This is a genomic window from Actinoallomurus sp. CA-150999 (genome assembly GCF_050942425.1).
In the GTDB taxonomy this organism is placed as follows: domain Bacteria; phylum Actinomycetota; class Actinomycetes; order Streptosporangiales; family Streptosporangiaceae; genus Actinoallomurus.
Genome location: NZ_CP192063.1, coordinates 5,365,227 through 5,388,772, shown reverse-complemented (window position 1 = coordinate 5,388,772; position 23,546 = coordinate 5,365,227). Strand labels below are relative to the sequence as shown.

17 protein-coding genes are annotated in these 23,546 nt (G+C 70.7%); 15 read left to right on the top strand and 2 right to left on the bottom strand.

Features of this window, described 5'->3' with window-relative positions; genetic code table 11:
* The first annotated feature begins 91 nt into the window (after positions 1-91).
* Positions 92-736, top strand: coding sequence for a TMEM175 family protein (locus ACQP2O_RS25160; RefSeq protein WP_433189861.1), 645 nt, complete (start codon positions 92-94; stop codon positions 734-736).
* 11 nt (positions 737-747) lie between these two features.
* Here ACQP2O_RS25160 and ACQP2O_RS25155 read toward each other — a convergent pair whose 3' ends face one another.
* Both ACQP2O_RS25155 and ACQP2O_RS25150 read right to left on the bottom strand, forming a co-directional pair.
* A complete protein-coding gene (locus tag ACQP2O_RS25155; protein WP_433189858.1) occupies positions 748-3,462 on the bottom strand; it encodes a hypothetical protein in 2,715 nt (904 codons plus the stop codon).
* Positions 3,437-4,975, bottom strand: coding sequence for a purine-cytosine permease family protein (locus ACQP2O_RS25150; protein ID WP_433189855.1), 1,539 nt, complete (start codon positions 4,973-4,975; stop codon positions 3,437-3,439). The genes ACQP2O_RS25155 and ACQP2O_RS25150 overlap by 26 nt, the downstream gene beginning before the upstream one ends.
* A gap of 203 nt (positions 4,976-5,178) precedes the next feature.
* On the opposite strand from ACQP2O_RS25150, the gene ACQP2O_RS25145 reads away from it, so the two are divergent.
* From ACQP2O_RS25145 to ACQP2O_RS25080, 14 genes are all read left to right on the top strand, one after another.
* Positions 5,179-5,658 (top strand): MarR family winged helix-turn-helix transcriptional regulator, encoded by a 480-nt coding sequence (locus ACQP2O_RS25145; RefSeq protein ID WP_433189852.1) that lies wholly within the window; start codon positions 5,179-5,181, stop codon positions 5,656-5,658.
* Positions 5,659-5,881: 223 nt separating this feature from the next.
* Positions 5,882-7,150, top strand: a complete 1,269-nt coding sequence (locus tag ACQP2O_RS25140) for an FAD-dependent oxidoreductase (RefSeq protein ID WP_433189849.1) — start codon at positions 5,882-5,884, stop codon at positions 7,148-7,150.
* A gap of 131 nt (positions 7,151-7,281) precedes the next feature.
* Positions 7,282-8,664 (top strand): MFS transporter, encoded by a 1,383-nt coding sequence (locus tag ACQP2O_RS25135; RefSeq protein ID WP_433189845.1) that lies wholly within the window; start codon positions 7,282-7,284, stop codon positions 8,662-8,664.
* Between the two features lie 16 nt (positions 8,665-8,680).
* The gene (locus tag ACQP2O_RS25130; RefSeq protein ID WP_433189842.1) at positions 8,681-9,511 is read left to right on the top strand and encodes an FAD binding domain-containing protein; all 831 of its coding nucleotides are present in this window, start codon (positions 8,681-8,683) and stop codon (positions 9,509-9,511) included.
* A complete protein-coding gene (locus ACQP2O_RS25125) occupies positions 9,508-11,841 on the top strand; it encodes a xanthine dehydrogenase family protein molybdopterin-binding subunit (RefSeq protein ID WP_433189839.1) in 2,334 nt (777 codons plus the stop codon). Before ACQP2O_RS25130 ends, ACQP2O_RS25125 begins: the two co-directional genes overlap by 4 nt.
* Positions 11,838-12,332: a (2Fe-2S)-binding protein gene (locus ACQP2O_RS25120; protein WP_433189836.1), complete on the top strand. Its 495-nt coding sequence runs from the start codon at positions 11,838-11,840 to the stop codon at positions 12,330-12,332. The genes ACQP2O_RS25125 and ACQP2O_RS25120 overlap by 4 nt, the downstream gene beginning before the upstream one ends.
* On the top strand, positions 12,329-13,045 hold the full coding sequence (locus tag ACQP2O_RS25115) for an SRPBCC family protein (protein WP_433189833.1): 717 nt from the start codon (positions 12,329-12,331) through the stop codon (positions 13,043-13,045). Before ACQP2O_RS25120 ends, ACQP2O_RS25115 begins: the two co-directional genes overlap by 4 nt.
* Positions 13,038-13,697 (top strand): isochorismatase family protein, encoded by a 660-nt coding sequence (locus ACQP2O_RS25110; protein WP_433189830.1) that lies wholly within the window; start codon positions 13,038-13,040, stop codon positions 13,695-13,697. Before ACQP2O_RS25115 ends, ACQP2O_RS25110 begins: the two co-directional genes overlap by 8 nt.
* A complete protein-coding gene (locus ACQP2O_RS25105) occupies positions 13,690-14,553 on the top strand; it encodes an alpha/beta fold hydrolase (RefSeq protein ID WP_433189827.1) in 864 nt (287 codons plus the stop codon). Before ACQP2O_RS25110 ends, ACQP2O_RS25105 begins: the two co-directional genes overlap by 8 nt.
* Before the next feature lie 113 nt (positions 14,554-14,666).
* Positions 14,667-15,698: a leucyl aminopeptidase gene (locus ACQP2O_RS25100; protein WP_433189824.1), complete on the top strand. Its 1,032-nt coding sequence runs from the start codon at positions 14,667-14,669 to the stop codon at positions 15,696-15,698.
* A 35-nt stretch (positions 15,699-15,733) separates the two neighbouring features.
* The gene (locus tag ACQP2O_RS25095; RefSeq protein WP_433189821.1) at positions 15,734-16,492 is read left to right on the top strand and encodes a maleate cis-trans isomerase family protein; all 759 of its coding nucleotides are present in this window, start codon (positions 15,734-15,736) and stop codon (positions 16,490-16,492) included.
* 109 nt (positions 16,493-16,601) lie between these two features.
* A complete protein-coding gene (locus ACQP2O_RS25090) occupies positions 16,602-18,308 on the top strand; it encodes a CehA/McbA family metallohydrolase (protein WP_433189818.1) in 1,707 nt (568 codons plus the stop codon).
* A 284-nt stretch (positions 18,309-18,592) separates the two neighbouring features.
* A complete protein-coding gene (locus tag ACQP2O_RS25085; RefSeq protein ID WP_433189815.1) occupies positions 18,593-19,816 on the top strand; it encodes an MFS transporter in 1,224 nt (407 codons plus the stop codon).
* Positions 19,817-19,818: 2 nt separating this feature from the next.
* Positions 19,819-23,517 carry a nitrate reductase subunit alpha gene (locus tag ACQP2O_RS25080; RefSeq protein WP_433189812.1) on the top strand — a complete coding sequence of 1,233 codons (3,699 nt, stop codon included), beginning with the start codon at positions 19,819-19,821 and terminating at the stop codon, positions 23,515-23,517.
* Positions 23,518-23,546: the final 29 nt, after the last annotated feature.

Here is a 23,546-nt window from a genome sequence, read left to right as displayed (position 1 = left end):
CGCTCCAGGCGTGACCGACCGGGCCATGCCGCCTCCGCTTCGCGGTGACGATGATCCGGGCGTAGCCCATCGCGCTGCTACGGTGACCGCTGTGACGGAGACCGAGTCAGCTGTGGAGAAGCCCGATAGTGAGCATGAGGGCCCTGTCGTCGAACGCATGCTGCTGTTCACCGACGCCGTCGTGGCCATCGCGATCACTCTGCTCGCTCTGGAGCTGCCCGTTCCCAAGGGCGGTACCAATGCCGAGCTGTGGCACTCGGCGGTCGAGGCGCAACCCGAGTACAAGGCGTTCCTGATCAGCTTCGTGGTCATCTGGGCCCACTGGTCCGCGCACCGCAACGTCCTCCGCGGCCTGCGCGGCCTCGACCGGATCCTCGGCTCGCTCAACGGGTTGTGGCTGTTGATGGTCGTGCTCATCCCGTTCGCCACGAAGGTACTCGCCGGCGACGGGGCGTTCCAGCTGCGCTTCGGTTTCTACGCGCTGATCGAGACGGTGACCAGCCTGCTGTTCCTGCTGATGGCCTGGCACGTACGACGGGCCGGGCTGGCCGCCGAAGGCACGCCGCCGGAACGCTTCACCAACGCGATGCTGCGCAGTGCCGCCATCGCCGCCTGCTTCGCCGTGTCGATCCCCGTCGCGTTCGCCGGCAACTGGGCGTACCTCTGCTGGATCGCGGCCGCGGGCGTCACGCGCGTCGCCACGCGGGTGGCGCAGCGGCAGGTCCAGCCCGCCTGACCTCACGTGCGTCAGCTCGCGCCTTCCAAGTTGGGGCGCAACAGCGGGGCGGCGCCGAGCCCGCAGGGGGCGGGTGTGGCGCGCTGCGACGTACCGGCGTAGTAGCGGTTCGCGGCCGTCGAGGCGACGTGCACCCGCAGGTCGTTGCCCTGGCCGCGAAGCAGACCAGGGGGTACCGCGCGGCGGATCGGGCCCCAGCCGTACCGGCCGAGCGGTGTGCGGTTGAGTTCGATCTCGGCGCTGGTGTCGACGACGGGCAGGATCAGTTCCCAGTCGGGCCACGCGAGATCCCCGGCGGGAATGGTGAAGGTGAGCCGGTACTCGCCGATGCCGGAGAACTCGGCGAGGCCCTGCAGCTCCCAGCCGCGGTCCACCCGGATCGGGATCTCCGGCCCTGCGGCGCGCAGGGTCCAGCCCTCCGCCAGCACCAGGTCGCCGGGGACGGGCGTGGTCCCGTCGCGGAGACTCAGGCACACCAGTTCCCAGGGCGCGAGGGAGAGCGTGAGCGACGCGCCATCTGTGGTCCGCAGCGGTTCGATCGCGCCCGATTCGGGCCGCCATCGGGTCACCTCGGCCGGAGTCGAGGAGGGGCGGACGGCCACCGTTCTGGGATGGTCGGCGTCGTTGAACAGAGCCAGCCGGGTGCCCGCGGCGTCGCGGCCCGCGTACTGCCACACGGTCTCGCCGGAGTCCGCCGAGCCCATCGGGTCGTCCACCTCCACGACGGCGTGCCGGGCACGCAGCGGGCGCAGGACCACCTCGACCTGCCGCGCGGAGGGTGGTTCCGGCCAGTAGGACATGGTCGCCGCGTCGCACAGGCCGGCCATCCGCGCCGCCAGCGTCGCGTCCACACCGCCGGCCTGCGTGGCACCGGGGAGCGGTCCGGACGCGAGGAGCGTGCCACCGGCGTCGACGAACCGGGCGAGCACGTCGACCGTCGATCCGTCCCGTACGACCTCGACGCCCGGCAGCACCACGCCGCGGTACCGGCGTCCGCCGATGGCCATGCACCCGTCTTCGACCGCGGCGGCCCGCACGTCGCGCTCGTCGACCAGGTGATAGCCGTAGCCCTTCCGCGCGAGATGCTCGGTCCAGAAGGCGGTGTGCTCACCGTACGGGTGCGCTGGACCACCGGCCCAGCTGCTGCGTAGCGGGTAGACGACCGCGATCTCGCACTGTGGCTCCGTGTCGTCGAGGAACACCGACAGGCGGCCGGATTCTTCGGCGAACGCGCGGTGATATGGGAACCAAGGCTCGAAGTTCACCCCCGGCGCGAAGTCGAAACGCGGGTTCGTGAACATCTCCTCGCGGTCGTCCCCGTCGGTCTGCCAGAACGCGTGCGTCAGCAGCTGGCGGGCGCCGAGCAGGTGGTGGCGGATCGTCTGCGCGCGCAGGTCCCGCAGGGTGAGCTCCCACTGTCCGGCCGCGAAGTGCGACCCGGTCGCCGTACTGCCGAAGTACTGCTCGACCAGGCATCCGCTGCGGCCGTTCGCCCGCGCGACCGAGTCGCCGAACTTCGCGCTGAGCTGCGGATCCGTGTTCCGGGCGTCGACGGCGGTGTGGTCCCGCCACCGGTCGAGCCCGAAGTAGTCGGTCCCGAAGTTCGTCCGGGGGTCGTCGGTGATGATCGTCCCTGTCGGGTCCCATGAGGAGACATGGCCGAGGACCTCGTGCCCCGACAGCGCGATGCCGTGCTGCCGGCACCAGCGGGCGAGGGTGCCGAAGAAGCCGTCGATGCCCAGCGTGGAGTAGGTCTCGAAGAAGTCGCAGCGGCGTGCGGGCGTCATCGGGCCGATGTCGCGCACGAGCGCCAGCAGCGAACGCCGGAAGGGGGCGTCGTGCTCGGCCTCGTATCGGCGGCCGAGTTCCGGCGTGTACATCAGCGACGAGCCGACATGCCCGTGATGCTGACGCCAGCGGAAGAAGCACGCGTGCGGTTGGTCGAAGAACGCGTACTTGACCGTGCTGCCCCAGTGCGGGCCGAACGCCTCGGCGTACGGGGCGTAGCCGACGTCCGTGTAACGCTCCGCCGCCTCGGGAAGCAGGTAGTTGATCATCCGGCTCGTCGCGCATCGGGCCGCGACGAAGACGGTCACCGCGGTCGATCCCGTGGGAAGCGCATCGCGGGGAACGACGACAGTGCAGCCGTCGGCACCGGCCGAACCGATCCGGGCCGATTGGGTGAGATCGCAGATCTGCGCCTCGTCGGTCACGTCACCGGCCGGGTGCGCCAGGGCCGCGACGAGCTCCCACTCGTCCCACCGCACTTCGCCGTTCTCGAAGACCCAGTGCATCCCCGGGTCCAGGAGGTACTCGACGTCCGTGGGGTGGATGTCGTCCACCGTGCACTCGACGTCGGTTCCCGCGTCCGTGAGCTGCGCCGTCGACCAGAAGAGATGGCGTTCGCGCAGCTCGTCATGGCCTTCGACGGTACGGCCGCCCGCGTGGCCGGAGAGCCAGTTGTACTCGTCGTAGACACCGATGATCATGCGGTGCCCGGCCGCTTCGTCGGCCGCCAGCCGGCAGGCCGCGAGGTAATCCTCGCTCAGGTACTCCTGCCGCGGGAAGGACAGGCGGGCCTGGATCTGGAAGGAACGAAAGCCCGCCCGTGCCATCTGCGCGACCTGTTCCCGGATCTCCGCAGGAGTCGGAAGCCGGTGCCAGAACCAGTACGTCGCGGGGGCGTGCCATGGATCGGGCTCACGCCACGCGGGGCTGCTCGCCATCTCGGAGGCCGCCTTCCTGGAGCTGGGGCGCCTTGCTGAAGTTCGGAGGGACGTCGAACTTCAGCACGAAGGTGAGCAGGCCGTAGAGCACGATGCCGATCGCCATCGCGATGAGCACACCCATGTTGGTCTGGCCGATGACGCCTTTCTCCTGGCTCTTGGAGAGCAGGAAACCGACGACCCGTCCGATGTTCTTGTCGCTCGAGGTGACCATACCGAGACCGACCACGGTCGCGGCCGCGAGCGAGACGAGCGCGGTCCACCGGCCCGCCCGTCCGCCGTACCCGGCCGCCTGTGCCATGCCGACGTTCCAGCCGAGTCGGCGCTGCCGGATGAAGTCGAGCAGCTGGATTCCGCCCATCGTTCCCATCACCACGGCGATGAGCGCGAGGAACGCCTGGAAGGTGGCCAGGAACGAGTCGGAGATGAACAGCAGGTAGAACGCGCCCGCGGAGATGACCACCATGTTGATCACCGTCGTGGCGGCGCGCGACAGCGGCACGCCCAGGGCGAGCAGTGCCAGACCCGAGGAGTACAGGCCGGTGATGGCCGCCGCGATCAGCGAGATGACGATGACGACCGAGAACGGGATGAAGAACCACAACGGCAGCAGCGCGGTGAGCGCCGCGATCGGGTCGGCCGCGGCCGCTTCGCCGAGCGCGTGGTCGCTGCCGGCGAGCAGTACGCCGAGGATCAGCAGTACGGCGACCGGCAGTGTGATGCCGCCGGCCGTCCAGCCGATGACGCCCCGCGCTCTGGTCCGCCGCGGCAGGTACCGGGCGAAGTCGCCGCCGTAGTTGAGGAATCCGATGCCGACCATCGTCATCGCCATCACGATGCCGCCGAGGAACGCCCAGGCCGAGCCGTCAGGGGTGCTGCCGAGCCTGCTCCAGTGCACGTGCGGAATGATGATCACGATGAACGCGATCGTCATCACGCCCGTCAACCAGGCGATCCAGTTCTCGATCCGGGTGATCAGCTCGTGGCCGAAGACCGCCGCGGTCATGGTGACGGCGAGGACGACCACGAACCACAGCACGATGGCCGTCACGGTCGCCTTGCCGTTCGAGGAGGCGAAGACCGACGGCCACAGCCTGGCGAAGAGTTCGGCGCCGGTGGTGGACGCCAGTGTGATGATCGTGACCTTCCAACCGACGTTCGACAGATAGGCGAAGAAGCTCGGGAATTTGTTGCCGTGTATGCCGAACGCGAAGCGGGTCTGGGTGAGCGTGGGCAGTCCGGTCCGCGGCCCGCCGACGGCGAGCACACCGACCAGGAATGAGGACGCCGCGTAGCCGACGATGCCGGCGACGATCGCCTGCCAAACGCTCAGCCCGAGGGAGAACACGTAGATCCCGTAGCTGACGCCGAGGATCGAGACGTTCCACGAGAACCAGATCCCGAACAGTCCTCTGGGGGTGCCTCGCCGTTCGGCATCGGACACCGGGTTGATCCCGTTCTTCTCAATGCCAGAGCCGGTATTCGGCCGATCCGTGATTTCTTCTGTGCTCATTCCCGGTCCTTTTCGGTGATGATCACGCTCTGGCGTACGCCGGGCATTCGACGGCGACCCGCCTTCCGTACCGTCGGAAGCGGGGGCTCCACGTGCGAGAGGTAATCCGAACACGGACTATCTGGAAAAGCAAGGGCCCGAGCCCTCGGGCTTGGGATCACCCGGGACCTCGCGCACCGCGGAGGCCGTGGCAAGGTAGAGGCATGACAGCCGATGCCGAGCGGGCGCGGGAGGCGGTCACGACGCCTCCCGCGTTGATGGCCGCCCCCGGATACCTGGCCCGCCGGATCTATCAGTCGTACGTCGCGCTCTGGACGCGGGTCGTGGACCCGGTGCTGACCGGTCCGCAGTTCGCGGTGCTGACCGTGGTCGACAGCCATCCGGGGATGGACCAGGGGTCGCTGGCATCGTCGGTCGCACTCGACCGGTCCACGATGACCGATGTCGTCCGCCGGATGGAGGCCGCCGGGTTGATCGTCCGGCAGACCGCCCTGCACGACGGCCGACGCAAGCTGCTCTTCATGACCGACGAGGGCCGGCGGCGGCTGGCCGAGGTGAACCGGCTGGCCCGCACGCTGGACGAGGAACTGCTGCGCGGCTACGAGGGCGCCGAGCGCGATCGGATCATGCGGGAGCTCACCAGGCTGGCCGGCCACTGGGAAAGCCTGCTCGACGACCGCTGACGAACGTTCGTTCCGCGTTTCCGTGTCGTTCCATCCGTCCCAGGCTCTTGCTTTCCGAGATAGTCCGTGTTCGGATTAGTTCCTGCGAACACCAGCTCGCGCTTCCGTCATACGAACCGCTGGCCGCCGCCGAAATGCCTGAATTGTGGCGGCTTGCACTCCGTTCCCATCCTGTAGTGAACGGCGGACGCGTGTTGCGGAACACGGGTGTGGAGGAGGAGCAGTGCCGGCTAGCCAGTCATACGACGTCACGATCGTGGGAGGCGGCCTCGGAGGACTGACGGCCGCGTTGGCCCTGCGTCGGCGCGGGCTCCGCGTCACCGTCCTCGAGCAGGCCGCCGAGCTCGGCGAGGTGGGCGCCGGCATCCAGACCGCGCCGAACGCCAGCCGCGTTCTGCTGGGTCTCGGACTGCGCGCTCGGCTCGAGGCCATCCGCACCGAGCCCCTCGACCAGGTACGCCGCCGCTGGCAGGACGGCAGCGTCATCGGGCTGACCAGCCTCGGGGACTTCTGCAAGCGCGAGTTCAACGCCCCGTACTGGCATTACCACCGCGCCGACCTGCACAAGGTCCTGCTCGACGCGTGCCTGGACGCGGAGGGTGCCGGGCCGGTGGTCGAGGTACGGACCAGCAGCAAGGTCGTGGAGATCGACCAGAGCGACCCGGCCCGGCCGGTCGCGGTCACCCAGACCGGGGACGCGCATCAGGCGGACGTGCTGATCGGTGCCGACGGCATCAGATCGAGCGTGCGTGACCTGCTGGGTTTCGCGGACACGCTCGTGTTCTCCGGCGAGATGGCCTACCGAGCGCTCATTCCGGGCGACAAGATCGCCGCGGATCCGGCGACGCGCTGGCTGGTGGACCGCTTCCAGAGCACGATCTGGTACGGCCCGGACCGGCACCTCGTCCACTACATGATCCGCGGCGGGGAGTACCTCAACGTCGTGGCGATCGTGCCCTGCTCCCCGGAGGCGCGCGACCAGTGGACCGCGTCGGCGACCGTCGAGGAGCTCGTGGACGCCTTCCCCGGCTGGGACGACCGGGTCGCCGCGATGCTCTCCAAGGCGGAGGGCGACATCTCCGCGTGGGCGATGTACCACCGGCGCCGGGACCCGGTCTGGGTGGACGGCCACGTCGCGCTGCTCGGTGACGCCTGTCACGCGATGCTGCCCTACCAGGCGCAGGGCGCCTCGCAGGCGATGGAGGACGCGGCGGTGCTCGCGGAGGAGCTCGGCTCCGTCCCGGTCGAGGGGGTCGGGCACGCCCTCATGCGCTATGTCGCGCGACGGGCGAAGCACGCGGGGATGGTGCAGGACGCCGCCTGGGAGAACATGGCGTTCTACCACCTACCCGACGGGCCCGAGCAAAGGCGACGTGACGCGAGACTCAAGAATTTCGATGGCGAGTCCAACGTCTCCTACGAGTGGCTGTGGAGTGGTACGCCCCTGAACGATCCTGACGAGGAGCGGTTCGCGTACCAGTTTCACGGCTGATCCTCCGGGGCTCGCGAGGCACCGCGGCCCCGAAGGATCGTGACGTCACCGCCGTTGGCGCGGCGGGCGGCGTCGGTCAGGGAAGCGCGTACCAGCGCGCTCCACCTCTCTCCGAAACAGCTGGAGTCTACATGGGGACGGGAAGCGAGATCGTTCAGGGCCTGCCCTGGAGGTGGCGGGTACAGGGAAAGATCTTCATCATCGGCGGCCTCGGCTACATGTTCGACGCCTGGGACGTCACGCTCAACGGCTACCTCACTCCCCTGCTGGCCGAGCACTTCGACCTCACGGTCGCCGAGAAGGGTCTCGTCGCCACCGCCAACCTGATCGGCATGGCGGTCGGCGCGGTCGTCTGGGGCACCATCGCCGACCGGGTGGGCCGGAAGAAGGCCTTCAGCCTCACGCTGCTGGTGTTCGCCCTGTTCTCGGTCCTCGCCGCGCTGTCGCCAACGTACGACTTCTTCCTGGCGGCCCGCTTCCTCGCGGGCGTCGGCCTCGGCGGCTGCATCCCGGTCGACTACGCGCTGGTCGGCGAGTTCACGCCGAGCCGGCAGCGCGGCCGGGTGCTCACCGCGATGGACGTGTGGTGGCCGATCGGTGGAACCCTGTGCGGGCTGGTGGCCACCGCGCTGCTGCCCGTCCACGGGAACTGGCGGTGGATGCTCGCCGTCATGGTCCTCCCCGCGCTGCTGCTGTTCTGGGTACGGCGCGGCGTGCCGGAGTCGCCGCTCTACCTCGCCGGGGCCGGCCGGGAGGCGGCGGCCCGCGCTGTCATCGACGACCTGGTCGCACGCACCGGAGCGGAGAGCAGGCCGTACGCCATCGTCGCCCCGGGGCCGCGCGCGCCGCGCGGCGTGCAGGCGACATTCGCGCAACTCGCCCGGATCTGGCGTTACAGCCCGCGCATCACCTCGGTGGCCTGGCTGCTGTTCGTCTCGATCATGCTGGTGTACTACGTGTCGCTGACGTGGCTGCCCACGATTCTGAAGAGCCAGGGCTACGGCTCGTACGCGGCGTTCTCGGGCACCACGGCGATGACGGCGGTGGGGGCCGTCGGCGTGATCCTGTCCGCGTTCCTCGTCGAGGTGGTCGGGCGTAAGTGGGTCATCGGGATCAGCGCGCCGCTCGCGTCCGCCGTCCTGGTGCTGTTCGCGTCGACGTTGAAGGTCCACTCGGTGGCGCTGCTGTGGATCGCGGTCTTCGGGTTCGTCATCCAGTTCACGATCCCGGTGCTGTACGCCTACGTGGCCGAGTTGTACCCGACGGCGCTGCGGGCCAGCGGATTCGGCTGGGCCTCCAGCATGAGCCGGATCGCCTCGGGATTCATCCCGTTCATCTTCGGCAGCGTCCTGTGGCCGCAGCTGGGACTGACGATGACGTTCACCGTGACGGCCGCGTTCGTGCTGGTCGCCGTGGTCTGGATGACGATCGCCGGGCCGGAGACCAAGGGCCGGAACCTGGACGCCGACGCTCCCACCGTCCCCGCGCCGGCCCCGATCGCCGAATCCGCCTGACGCCAGAGAAGGGATCATGAAACCCGCATCGTTCACCTACCACCGGGCTCGCGACGTCGCCGGCGCCGTGCGGCTGCTCGCGGAACTGGGCGAGGACGCCAAGGTCATCGCGGGCGGCCAGAGCCTGGTCGCGATGATGAACTTCCGGCTGGCCCGGCCCGCCCACCTCATCGACCTCGGGCGGCTGCGGCGCGACCTGGCGTACGTCCGCCTCAGCACCGACGGCGCGCTGCGGATCGGGGCGCTGACCACCCACCACGAGGTGGAGACCGCCGAGCTGGGGCCGGGCTTCCAGGTGATCCGGGAGGCGATGCGGTGGATCGGTCACCTGCCGATCCGTACGCGGGGCACGGTCGGCGGCAGCCTCGCCCACGCCGACGCCACCGCCGAATGGTGCCTGCTCGCGGTGCTCCTGGACGCCGAGATCGTCGTCCACGGGCCGGACGGGCGGCGGGTCGTCCCGGCCGGCGACCTGTTCCTCGGCTTCTACACCACGACGCTGGAGCCCGCCGAGCTCATCGTGGAGGTGGTCTTCCCGAGAGCGGCTCGGCGGGCCGCGCTCAGCGAGTTCGCCGAGCGGCACGGGGACTTCGCCGTCGTCGCCGCCGCCGTCGACCTGGACCACGGGCGCGTCGCGCTGGGCGGGGTCGCGCCCGCCCCGGTCCGAGTCCCAGAGGCCGAGGCGGTGCTGGCCGGCGGCCGGAACCCCGACGTGTTCGCCGAGTGCGCGGAGGCCGCCGCGGCGGCCATCGATCCGCCGAGCGACGGCAACGGCGACGGCACCTATCGCAGGGTCCTCACCCGGACCCTGGTCACCCGGGCCTGTGAGGAGGCGATGTGGCGATGAGCTGGGTCGGGACGTCGGTCGCGCGCCGGGAGGACCCCCGGCTCCTCACCGGGCGCGGCCGGTTCGTGGACGACCTCCACCTACCGCGCATGCTGCACGCGCAGTTCGTCCGCAGCACCGTCGCGCACGGAACGGTCACGGGCGTCGACCTGTCGCGGACGCTCGAGGTGCCGGGAGTGGTCGCGGCCTTCACCGCCGGTGACCTGGAGCTCGGCGACATCACCGCGGTGCTCGACCGGCCGCTCAGCGAGTTCGTGCCGACCGCGATGCCCGTCCTGGCGCGGGACCGGGTCCGGTACGTCGGGGAGCCGATCGCCATCGTGCTCGCCGAGGATCCCTACGCGGTCGAGGACGGTCTCGAGGCCGCCAAGGTGACCTATGACGTGCTGCCGCCGGTGGTCTCCGACGAGCAGGCCCTCGCGCCGGGAGCACCGCTCGTCCACGCCGCCGCCACGGCGAACACGCTCGTCGACGTGTCGATGTTCGCGACCGAGGGCATCGACGACGTCTTCGCCGCCGCGCCCTGCGTGGTGAACGTGCGGATGAAGACCGGCCGGCAGAACGCCCTGCCGCTGGAGACCCGCGGCGCCGTCGCGAACTGGGACGCGCGGGACGAGCAACTGCTCGTCCAGACCTGCACGCAGGTGCCCCACCTGGTGCGCACCGTCATGGCCGACTGCCTGGGCCTGGCCGAGCGGAACGTCCGCGTCGTCGTCCCCGACATGGGCGGCGGCTTCGGACTGAAGTGCGTGGTCGGACGGGAGGAGATCGCCGCCGGGGCGGCGGCGCTGCGGCTGCGGCGGCCGGTGAAGTGGATCGAGGACCGCAAGGACGCGCTGACCGCCTCGTTCCTGGCCCGCGAGCAGCGCTACGACCTGCGGGCGGCGTTCGACGCCGACGGCCGGATCCTCGGGATCGACGCCGACGTGGTGTGCGACATGGGCGCCTACTCCTGCTACCCGTTCACGGCCGGCATCGAGCCCCTGATGGCCTCCGCCGAACTGCCCGGCGTCTACCGGGTCCCGGCGTATCGCGTCCGGGGCCGCGCGGTCACCACCAACAAGGCGCCGACCGCGCCGTACCGGGGCGTCAGCAGGCCGCAGATCGTGATGGTCGTGGAGCGGCTGTTCGAGCGGGCCGCCCGCGAACTGGGCGTGGATCCGGTCGAGATCCGGCGCCGCAACCTCATCACCGAGTTCCCCTACACCGGCGTCAACGGCGTCACCTACGACCCGGGCTCCTACCTGGAGTCGCTCGACCTGTGCGAGCGGATACTCCGGGACGAGGACTGGTACTCGGTCCGGGACTCCGCCGACCGGGTGGTCGGGATCGGCTACTCCTGCTTCAGCGAACGCACCGGCTACGGCTCGGCGGCGTTCGCCAAGCGGAAGATGGCCGTGGTGCCGGGCTACGACCTGGCCGAGATCCGGATGGACCTCAGCGCCGCCGTGACCGTCACGACCGGGACCCTGAGCCACGGCCAGAGCCACGAGACCACCCTCGCCCAGATCGTCGCCGACCGGCTCGGCCTCGACCTCGCCCAGGTGAAGATCCATCAGGGCGACACCGACCGCGTCACCTACGGCTTCGGCAGCTTCGCGAGCCGCTCGGCGACCATCGGCGGCAGCGCCGTCGCCCGCGCCGCGACCGCGTTGGCCGACCGGCTGCTGCGCCTCGGCGCGCACCTGCTGGAGACCACGCGCGACCAGGTCGAGCTGCACTGCGGCTCGGTCCGGGCGCACGACGGCCGCAGCGTGTCGTTCGAGGAGATCGCCGACGTCGCGTACCTGAAGGCGCACCTGCTGCCCGCCGGCGCCGAGCCGGGCCTGACCGCCCGAGCGTCGTTCGACGTGCAGGGCGACGGCACGTTCTCCAACGCCGCCCACGGCGTGGTGGTCGAACTGGATCCGGGCACCGGGCGGGTGCGGATCCTGCGGTACGTGTGCGTGGAGGACTGCGGGGTCGCCATCCACCCGCAGGTCGTGGAGGGCCAGTGCCGGGGCGGCATCGCGCAGGGCATCGCCGGGGCGCTGTTCGAGCAGGTGACCTACGACGCGCAGGGCGAGCCGTCGTGCGCGAGCTTCATCGACTACAAGGTGCCCACCGCCCTGGAGATCCCGGAGGTCGCGATCCACCACCTGGAGACGCCGTGCGAGTTCACCGAGAGCGGCGCGAAGGGCGCGGGCGAGGGCGGCACGATCGGCGCACCGGCCGCCGTGCTCAACGCCGTGAACGACGCGCTGCGCCGGACCGGGGTGGAACTCGACGACACGCCCATCCGGCCGGAGACCGTACAGCGCGCGCTACAGCGCCATGGAGCGACGCTATGACCGACAAGATCTTGATCAGTCTCACCGTCAACGGCACGGCGTACGACGACGTCCTGGTCGAGGCTCGCCACACGCTCGTCGACGTGCTGCGCCACGGCCTCAGGCTGACCGGCACCCACGTCGGCTGCGAGCACGGCGTCTGTGGCGCCTGCACGGTGCTGGTCGACGGCGCCCCGGCGCGCGCCTGCCTGATGTTCGCCGTGCAGGCCGAGGGCGCCGACATCCGCACGGTGGAGTCACTGTCGGACGGCGACGACGAGTTGAGCGATCTGCAACGCGCGTTCTCGGAGCACCACGGGCTGCAGTGCGGCTTCTGCACGCCCGGCTTCCTCATGCTGGCCGAAGGGTTCCTGGCCGAGCGGCCGCAGGCGACCAAAGAGGAGATCCGCGAGGTCGTCTCGGCCAACCTGTGCCGGTGTACCGGCTACCAGACCATCGTCGAGGCGATCGACGGCTGCGCGCGCGAACGACGCGGAGAGGGAAGGCAATGATCCTGGACAACGAGATCACGGTGAACGCCTCGCCCGACGAAGTGTTCACACTGGTCAACGACGTGGAACGGGTCGTCACGTGCCTGCCCGGTGCGTCGATCCACGGCCGTGACGGCGACACCTACCAGGGCGGTATCAAGGTCAAGGTCGGGCCGATCACCGCCGAGTACGCCGGGACCGTACGGTTCCTGGAGACCGATCCGGAACGCCGGCACCTGCGCCTCCAGGGGCGGGGCGCCGACACGCGCGGCAGCGGCGACGCCGAGGCCGAGGTGCGCCTCTCGGTGGACGAGGCGCCCGGTGGCGCGGTGCTGCGGCTGACGACCGACCTGCTGATCCGGGGGAAGCTCGCCCAGTTCGGCAAGGGCGCGATCGTCACGGTGTCCGACCGCCTCCTCGCCCAGTTCGCCCGGAACCTGGCCGTCCTCGTCGAGTCCGACCGGACCGCCGAACCCGCCTTGGCCGCCGGCGTCGGGCACTCCCCCGGCATCGAGCGCTCCGATGGGGCCGGAGCGGCCGTCCGTTCCGGTCCGCACCGGCCAGCGGAGCGGGTGGCCGCGGCGGAGCTCGACGGGCTGGCGATGCTGGTGCCACCGTCGGCGGCCAAGTACGCGCCGGTGGTCGCCGCGTTCGCGTTCGGGGCGTTGCAGGGCTGGCTGATCGCCACCGTGCGATCGCAGGCCAAACAGCTGAAGGAGCTGCGCCGTGGCTGACGGAATGTACGGACGCCGGACCGACGACGTCTACGCGACCGCCGGGTTCGGGGCCGCCGTCCAGCGGGGCAGGCGACCGGCGATCGTCGTCGTGGACCTGACCAACGGGTTCACGGACCCGGCGTACCCCTCCGGCGCGGACCTCGGCGACGTGGTCGCGGCCACGGCCGCGCTGCTCGAGACGGGGCGCGACGCCGGCGTACCGGTCGTCTTCACCACCATCGCCTACACCCCGGCCGAGGCGGACGGGACGGTCGTGCGCTGGCTGGACAAGGCACCCGGGATGCGGGCGCTGCGGGAGGGCAGCCCGGCCGTGGCGGTCGACGAGCGCCTGCCGCGCCGCGACGAGGACGTGCTCGTGGTGAAGAAAGGCGCGTCCGCGTTCTTCGGCACCTCGCTCGCCTCGATCCTCACCGGTGCTGGCTGCGACACGGTCGTCGTCTGCGGGGCGACGACCAGCGGCTGCGTCCGCGCGACGGTCGTGGACGCGGTGCAGTCCGGCTTCTCGGTCCTGGTGCCGCGCGAGTGCTGCGGCGACCGGGCCGCGGGCCCGCACGACGCCGCGCTCTTCGACATCCAGGCCAAGTACGGCGACGTCATCGCACTCGCCGACGCCCTCGGCTATCTCGGCAGGAGCCCCCAGCATGTCTGACCGCGTCCTCTCCCAGTCCGCACTCGCCGACCTGGCGGACATTCCCGCGCTCGGCCGCTGGGTCCGGTCGGGCTCCCTGCAGCTGCACGCCCTCGACTACGGCGGTGAGGGTCTACCGCTGGTCGTCGTGCCCGGCATCACCAGCCCGGCGATCAGCATGGACTTCGTCGCCCGCGAGCTGACCGATCTGGTCCGGCCGATCGTCCTCGACGTGCGCGGCCGCGGGCTGTCCGACGACGGCGCCTCGTACACGCTGGAGGATTACGCGGCCGACGTCGAGGCGGTGATCCGGGGGCTGGACCTGCACCGCCCGCTGCTGCTCGGGCACTCGATGGGCGCCCGGATCGCCGCCGTCGCCGCCGCCCGATCCGCCGTGCCGCTGCGCGGGAGCGTGCTGGTGGACCCGCCGATGAGCGGCCCGGCTCGCGGTCCGTACCCGACCACGCTCTCGGCCTTCCAGTCTCAGCTGGACCAGGCGAGGCGCGGCACCGACGCCGACGAGGTGGCGTTGTCGTGGCCACGATGGCCGCGCCGCGAGCAGGAGCTGCGGGCCCGCTGGCTCGCGAGTTGCGGCGCGGAGGCGATCGCCGCGACGCATCAGGGCTTCGAGACCGAGGACTTCTTCGACACCTGGCCCGCCGTACCGGCCCCGTCCGTGCTGCTGTACGGCGCGCAGAGCCCCGTCGTCACGCAGTCCGGCGCCGCGGAGGCCGCCCGCGCCAACCCCGCCGCCCGCCTGGTCGAGATCCCCGACGCCGGCCACATGGTCTTCTGGGACAACCCCGGCGGCGCTCTGGCCGCCCTCCGCGAGGCGCTCTCGCAGTGGGTACCCGGGGACCCGGCCGGCAAGAACTGAATGCCAGGGCTTACGCCCGAATAGTCCGAATCAATCTGCCCCAAGGAGCTGGGCTTCGTCCGGACCGGATAGTCCGTGTTCGGATTAACTGGGGCCTCATCGCGGGAGGTGCGATGGATCAGAATCTGTTGAACGACATCTGCGTGCGGCAGCTGACGATGAGCGGCGTACACGAAGGCGAGACCATCGCCGTGCTCTCTCAGGGAGCCGAGCGGCTGGACTACGCGGACGCCTTCCTCTTCGCCGCCCAACGCCTGGGGGCGACCGCCTACCATGTGCGGCTGCCGGAGGAGTCGAGCGCGTCGGGCGCGTGGGCGGTCGGGCAGACCGCGCTCGGCGCCAATCCGCAGGTGGTGGAGGCGTTCAAGCAGGCGGACATGCTGGTGGACCTGAAATTCCTGCTCTTCAGCAAGGAGCAGTTCGCCATCCAGGACGCGGCGACACGGATCCTGACCGTCGTCGAACCGGCGCCGCTGCTGGCGCGGCTGATGCCGACGCGGGAGCTGCGGGAGCGGGTCGAGGTCGGCGCCGAACTGCTGGGCAAGGCGACCTCGATGCGCATCACCAGCCCGGCGGGGACGGACGTCACCTACCGGCTCGGCGTCTACCCGACCATGAGCGAGTACGGCTGCACCGACCAGCCCGGGCGCTGGGACCACTGGCCGGCCGCGTTCGTGTTCACGGGCGGGGCCGACGACGGGGTGGACGGGACCATCGTGCTGTCGCCGGGCGACGTGCTGCTTCCGTTCAACACGTACGTGCAGAGCCCGGTCACGCTCACGATCGAGCAGGGATTCATCACCGACATCCGGGGCGGGCTGGACGCCGAGCTGCTGTCGTCGTACATCACGTCCTTCGACGACCCGCGCGGGTACGGAATGTCGCACGTCGGATGGGGCCTGGACGAGCGGGCGCACTGGCACGGCCTGATGCAGTTCCCCGGCGGCATGGGCATGGAGCTGCGCTCCTTCTACGGGAACGTCATGTTCTCCATCGGCCCGAACAACGAGCTGGGCGGCCCGAACGACACGCCGTGCCACTTCGACATCCCCATGCGCGGCTGCAGCCTGTTCCTCGACGACGAGCCCGTCGTGCGCGACGGCGACGTGGTCGTCCCCGAGATGCGCCCGGCGGGGCGGCGGTGACCGCCCCGGCATCCGCCCGAGAGGAGGCCGCGGACGTGACCGACCACCACATCGGCCTGATCGTGCCGAGCTCCAATCTGACCATGGAGACGGAGCTGCCGCGCATGATGCGGGCTCGGGAGGACGTCGAGCCGGGCGACCGGTTCGTGTTCCACAGCGCGCGGGCCCGGATGCGGCAGGTGACCCCCGAAGAGCTGATCGCGATGAACGCGCAGGCCGAGCGGGCCGCTCTGGAACTCGCCGACGCGCGCCCCGACGTCGTCACGACCGCCTGTCTGGTCGCCATCATGGCGCAGGGGCCCGGCTACCACTGCGTCGCCGAGGATTCGATCCGCGCGGTACTGCGCGAGGAGAGTGCCGAGGCGCCGGTCGTGTCCAGTGCGGGCGCGCTGCTGGCCGCGCTCGGCGCTCTCTCGGCGCGGCGGATCGCCATCATCACGCCGTACCTCAAGCCGCTGACCGGAAAGGTCGTCGAGTACCTCGAGGAATCCGGGGTGGAGGTCGTGGACGCGCTGAGCCTGGAGGTCTCGGACAACCTCGCGGTCGGCCGCCTCGATCCGGGGGATCTGCGCGAGCACTGGCGGCGGCTCGATCTGGCCGGAGCGGACGCGCTGGTCCTGTCGGCATGCGTCCAGATGCCGTCCCTGTCCGCCATCCAGACGGTCGAGGATGAAGCGGGCCTGCCGGTCCTGTCGGCGGCGACGGCAACGGCCTTCTGCGTCCTGGAGCAGTTGGGCCTGTCCCCCACCGTCCCTGGCGCGGGGAGCCTGCTGAACGGCAAGTACACCCTCTGACATCGCTAAGGGCCGGGCACCGTCCCGGCCCTTACCGATTTGTTTCGCGAGCCCTACCCTTCCTGTCCGCCACACGCGTGATTCGCGTCATTCGTGCGAAGATCATCTGATGTTCGATCGGCTGGAGGAGTATCCGGCATCGATGCGGCGCGGACGTGCCGTTCCCCGACCTGAGGAGGACACCATGTGCCGCGACGAGATCTGTGAGCACAGCACCGCCCCCTTGGCGGCCGGCGTGGACGACGGTGTGCAGCCGAGCGCGGACACCGTCGACCGGCGGCGCATGCTGATGGCGGCCGCGACGGGCGTCGCGCTCACCCTCGCCCCGATCTCCTTCACCCCGGCCCGGGCCGACACCACGAAGGGCGACGTCCCGGCCGACGGCCAGGTGACCCGCGTCGTGACGGGGCATCTCGCGACGGGCGCGGCGGACTTCGTGTACCTCCCGGTGGAGGTCCCGAAGGGCGTGCAGAAGATCGCGGTGCAGTACTCCTACGACAAGCCGGCCGTCCCCGCCGGCACCCCGGGGAACTCCTGCGACATCGGCGTCTTCGACGAGCGGGGTCTCAAGCTCGGCGGCAAGGGCTTCCGCGGCTGGTCCGGCGGGTTCCGCACGTCGTTCGAGATCAGCAACAGCGAGGCCACCCCCGGCTACCTGCCCGGCCCGGTCAACCCCGGCACCTGGCACATCGTCCTCGGGCCGTACCAGGTGGCGCCGCAGGGCATGAACTACCAGGTCCAGATCACGCTGACGTACGGCGAGCCGGGCCCGGCCTTCACCCCGAACTACCCGCCGAAGCGCGCCAAGGGCCGCGGTCGCGCCTGGTACCGCGGCGACGGTCATCTGCACACGGTGTACTCCGACGGCAAGAGGCTGCCCGCCGAGGTCGCGGCCGGCGCCCGGGCGGCCGGACTCGACTTCATGGTCTCCACCGACCACAACACCTCGGCGTCCCATGGCGTCTGGGGGCAGTACGCCGGCGATGATCTGCTCATCGTCACCGGCGAGGAGGTCACCACCCGCAATGGTCACTGGCTGGCCCTCGGCCTGCCCGCCGGGGATTGGATCGACTGGCGCTATCGTTCGCGCGACGACGCGTTCGGCCGCTTCGCACAGCAGGTGCACAGCGTCGGTGGTCTCGTGGTGCCCGCGCATCCGTACTGCCCGTACGTCGCCTGCCAGTGGAAGTTCGGGTACGACGACGCCGACCTCGTCGAGGTGTGGAACGGCCCCTGGACCTACGACGACGAGTCCGCCGTCGACACCTGGGACGCGAAGCTGGGCGAGGCCGTGCGCACGGGCAAGCGCTGGCTCCCGGCGATGGGCAACAGCGACGCCCACAGTGAACCGCAGGTCATCGGCCTGCCGCACAACGTCGTGTACGCCGACGACCTCGCCACCGACGCCATTCTCGGCGGCCTGCGCGCGGGCCGCACCTGGATCGCCGAGTCGCACACGGTGCAGCTGACGTTCGCCGTCACCGGCAACGGGCGCAAGGCCGGCATCGGCGAGACGCTGACCGCACCCACCGGCGCTCCGATCGAGGTACGGCTGGACGTCGAGGGCGTGCCGAACGGCACGGTCCGGTTCATCACGGACGAGGGTCAGATGCACCAGGAGTCGCTGCCCGCCTCCGGCTCGGGCAGCGTCGTGTGGCAGACCACCACCTCGCTCGCCGCCTACGTGCGCGCGGAGGTCCGGCATCCGATGGCCGACGGCACGCCCGGCAAGGGCAACACGATGGGCCCGAACCTCATGTGGGGCCCGATGGCCGCCCTGACCAACCCGGTCTTCCTCCGGCGCTCCGGCGCCTGACGCATCCGCCGTACCCGATCGGGAGAAACCGCCGCACGCGGCGTGTCGCCGACAAGTTCTTGCCGACACGCCTTCGGGACGGCGTCGGCGGCAGGGACGAAGGTCCCTGCCGCCGGCTGATCGCCATCGGTCAGGGTGGAAACGGAGGTTAAAGCCAGGCGATCGATGCGAGTACGCCGCGCAGAACCGGATATGTGGTCCATCACGCATGGTGACGCTTGTGCGCGGCGGAGGTACGAGCGATGGGCAGATCGCTGGAACGGGCAGGGCCACGGTCGGGCGAGGTGAGGACCGAGCCGGCCGGGCGTCCGGTCGTCATGCTGGTGATGGCGACGCTCGGGTTCGCGGTGAACTTCTGGGCGTGGGCCCTGCTGAGCCCGCTCGGTCCCCGGTTCAAGGACGCGCTGCATCTCGGCTCCCTTGAGCAGGCGTTGCTGGTGGCGGTCCCGGTGCTGGTGGGATCCGTGGGGCGCATTCCGGTCGGGGCGCTCACCGATCGGTTCGGCGGGCGGGTGATGTTCCCGCTGGTGTCGGCGGCGACCATCGTCCCCGTGCTGTACCTGGGTCTGGCCGGGCACTCGTCGATCGGCGAGCTGGAGCTCGGCGGGTTCTTCCTCGGCATCGGCGGCACGGCGTTCGCCGTGGGCGTCCCGTTCCTCAACCAGTGGTTCCCGCCCGAGCGGCGCGGCCTGGCGATCGGCGTGTTCGGCGTCGGAATGGGCGGCACCGCGATCAGCGCGCTGACGACGGTGAAGATGGTCGACGCCTGGGGGACGGCGACGCCGTTCGCGGTTTCCGCGATCCTGCTGGCGGCGTACGCGGTGGCGGCGGCGCTGGTGCTGCGGGAGGCGCCCGGCCGTACGGCACCGACCGAGCCGCTGGTGCGGCGGCTGGTGGGGACCGCCCGGCTGCGGGTGACCTGGCAGGCATCGGCGCTGTACGCGGTGGTCTTCGGCGGATATGTGGCGTTCTCGGTGTACCTGCCGACCTACCTGAAGACCGAATACGGGCTGGGGCCAGCGGACGCGGCGAACCGGATGGCCGGGTTCGTGGTCCTGGCGGTCGTGATGCGCCCGGTCGGCGGCTGGCTGTCGGACCGGCTCGGCCCGGTGCGGGTACTGACCGTGTCACTGGGGTTGGTCACCGTGGGCGCGGCCGTGCAGGCGTTCACTCTGCCGTTGATGCCGGTGGGCACGATCGCGTTCCTGGTGATGGCCGCAGCGCTGGGCGCGGGCAGCGGTGCGACCTTCGCTCTCGTGGCGATCCTGGCTCCGGCGGACAAGGTCGGCGCGGTGACCGGGGTGGTGGGCGCGGCCGGTGGATTGGGCGGGTTCGTGCCGCCGCTGGTGATGGGCTCCATCTACGGCGCCTACGGCGGTTACGGCGTCGGCCTGGGCCTGCTGTCCATCGTGGCCGTGGCGGCGGCCGTGTTCACCGCGACGGCCGTGCGCCGAGCGGCGCAGCCGGGCCGGGCCGTCGCCGATGACGCTCGCGACCGGAAGGAGTGAGGATGAGCTCGGGCGACGGACGGTCACGGATGGACGGGCCGCTGACCGACGCGCTGGTGGCCACCCGCCGGTTCTTCACCCGCGCGGAGGTCTCTGCGGACCTGCGGACGTTGCACAAGTCCGGAGGACGCCAGGCGGACTCCTTCTACCGGGACCGATGGGCGCACGACAAGGTGGTGCGTTCCACCCACGGAGTGAACTGCACCGGCTCATGCTCGTGGAAGGTGTTCGTCAAGGACGGGATCATCACCTGGGAAGCGCAGCAGACCGACTACCCGTCGGTGGGCCCGGACCGGCCGGAGTACGAGCCGCGCGGCTGCCCGCGGGGGGCGGCGTTCTCCTGGTACACCTACTCCCCCACCCGAGTGCGGTACCCGTACGTGCGCGGCGTGCTGCTGGAGATGTACCGCGAGGCCAGGGCCCGTACGGGGGATCCGGTGGAGGCGTGGGCGCGGATCGTCTCCGACCCGGAGCAGGCCCGGGCGTACAAGTCGGTTCGCGGCAAGGGCGGGCTGGTGCGGGCGTCCTGGGAGGAGGTCACCGAGGTCATCGCCGCCGCGCACGTGCACACCGTCAAGACGTTCGGGCCGGACCGGATCGTGGGGTTCTCCCCGATCCCGGCGATGTCGATGGTGTCGTACGCGTCGGGCGCGCGGTTCATCTCCCTGCTGGGCGGCACGATGCTGTCGTTCTACGACTGGTACGCCGACCTGCCGGTGGCATCCCCGCAGGTGTTCGGCGACCAGACCGACGTGCCGGAGTCGGGTGACTGGTGGGACGCCGGCTATCTGATCATGTGGGGGTCGAACCTGCCGGTCACCCGGACGCCGGACGCGCACTGGATGGCCGAGGCCCGCTACCGGGGGCAGAAGGTCGTGGCGGTCTCGCCCGACTACGCGGACAACGTCAAGTTCGCCGACGAGTGGCTGGCCGCCCAGCCCGGCACGGACGGCGCGCTGGCGCTCGCGATGGGGCACGTGATCCTGCGGGAGTTCTTCGTCGACCGGCGGGTGGACTACTTCACCGACTACGTCAAGCGGTACACCGACCTGCCGTTCCTCGTTCGCCTGGAGCCGGCCGGCGACGGCTACGTGCCGGGCAAGTTCCTGACCGCCGCCGACCTGCCCGGCGCCGAGGCCGGCACCGAACACGCCGCGTTCAAGACGGTGCTGCTGGACGCGACGACCGGCGGCCCGCTGGTGCCGAACGGCTCGCTGGGCTTCCGGTACGGCGAATCCGGCGCCGGCCGGTGGAACCTCGACCTCGGTGACGCGGACCCGTTGCTGTCGGCGGCCGGCGGCGACGAGCCAGGTGTGCTCGTCGACCTGCCGCGCTTCGACGCCCCGGACGGCTCCGCCGGCACGCTGCGGCGTGGCGTCCCGGTGCGGCGGGTCGGCGCCCACCTGGTCACCACGGTGTACGACCTGCTCCTCGCCCAGTACGGGGTGGCGCGCGAGGGGCTGCCGGGCGCGTGGCCGACCGGCTACGACGACGCCACCGGGCCGTACACGCCCGCGTGGCAGGAGACCATCACCGGCGTGCCCGCGCAGGCCGCCGCCCGCATCGGCCGGGAGTTCGCCGCCAACGCCGAGGAGTCGCGCGGCCGGTCGATGATCGTCATGGGGGCGGGTACCAACCATTGGTTCCACTCCGACACCATCTACCGGGCGTTCCTCGCGCTGACCACGCTCACCGGCTGCCAGGGCGTCAACGGCGGCGGGTGGGCGCACTACGTGGGGCAGGAGAAGGTCCGCCCGATCACCGGCTTCGCCCAGGTCGCCTTCGGCCTGGACTGGTCCCGCCCGCCCCGTCAGATGATCGGCACCGCGTACTGGTACCTGCACACCGACCAGTACCGCTACGACCACTTCGGCGCCGACGCCCTGGCCGGTCCGGCCGCGAACGGCCTGCTCGCCGGGAAGGCCACCGCCGACGTCATCGCCCAGGCCTCCCGCCTCGGTTGGATGCCGTCCTACCCGACGTTCGACCGCAATCCGCTCGACCTCGCCGACGAGGCCGACGCCGCCGGTGTCCCGGTCGCCGAGCATGTCATCGCCGGGCTGCGCAGCGGGGCACTGCGATTCGCCTGCGAGGACCCCGACGCACCGGAGAACTTCCCGCGCGTGCTCACCGTCTGGCGCGCCAACCTGTTCGGCTCCTCGGCCAAGGGCAGTGAGTACTTCCTTAAGCACCTGCTCGGCGCCGACTCCGCGGTCCGCGCCACCGAGGCCCCGCCGGGCAGACGACCGAGGAACGTCGTCTGGCGGGAGGAGGCCCCGACCGGCAAGCTCGACCTGCTGCTGTCACTGGACTTCCGGATGACCAGCACCACCGTGTACTCCGACATCGTGCTTCCGGCCGCGACCTGGTACGAGAAGCACGATCTGAACACCACGGACATGCACCCGTTCGTGCACTCCTTCAACCCCGCGATCGCTCCGCCCTGGCAGACCCGTACGGACTGGGACGCCTTCCAGACGATCGCGATGACCTTCAGCCGCCTGGCCGGCGGGCACCTGGGCGTGCGCAAGGACGTCGTGGCGCTGCCGCTGGCCCACGACACACCCGATGAGCTGGCCACCCCGCACGGCAGGGTCGCCGACTGGGCGGCGGGCGAGTGCGAGCCGGCGCCCGGCCGGACCATGCCCAAGCTCGTCGTCGTGGAGCGGGACTACCCGGCGATCGCGGCCAAGATGACGGCGCTCGGGCCGCTCGTCGACACGCTCGGCGCCACGACGAAGGGCGTGACGTTCGAGCTGGGCCAGGAAGTGGAGTACCTGAAGGAGAAGAACGGTGTGATCCGCGGCGGTCCGGCCGACGGACGCCCGTCCCTCGCCCGCGACGTCGACGCCTGTGAGGCGATCCTCGCCATGTCGGGCACCACGAACGGCCGCCTGGCCACCCAGGGGTTCCGTGCCGTCGAACGCCGCACCGGCACCCGGCTGGCGGACCTGGCAGCCGAGCACGAGGGCAAGCGGATCACCTTCGCCGACACCCAGGCTCGGCCCACCCCGGTCATCACCTCACCCGAATGGTCCGGGTCCGAATCCGGCGGCCGCCGGTACTCCCCGTTCACCATCAACGTCGAGCGGCTCAAACCCTGGCACACTCTCACCGGCCGGCAGCACTTCTACCTCGACCACGACTGGATGGCCGAGTTCGGCGAACAGCTGCCCGTCTTCCGGCCGCCGCTGAACATGCACGACCTGTTCGGCGAACCACGCGTCGGTGAACAGGGCGAGCTCGGCATCACGGTCCGCTATCTCACCCCGCACAACAAGTGGTCCATCCATTCCGAATACCAGGACAACCTGTTCATGCTGTCGCTGTCGCGCGGCGGGCCGACGATCTGGATGAGCACGCAGGACGCCGCCAAGATCGGTGCCGCCGACAACGACTGGATCGAGGCGGTGAACCGCAACGGCGTCGTCGTCGCCCGCGCGATCGTGTCGCACCGGATGCCCGAAGGCACGGTCTACATGCACCACGCTCAGGATCGGCTCATCGACGTGCCCCGCACCGAGACGAACGGCCGCCGGGGCGGGATCCACAACTCCCTCACCCGGTTGCTGATCAAACCCAGCCACCTGATCGGCGGGTACGCCCAGCTCTCCTACGCCTTCAACTACCTGGGCCCCACCGGCAACCAGCGCGACGAGGTCACCGTGATCCGTCGCCGCGGCCAGGAGGTGGAGTACTGATGGAGCGGCGAGCCGCCGAGCGAGCGGAG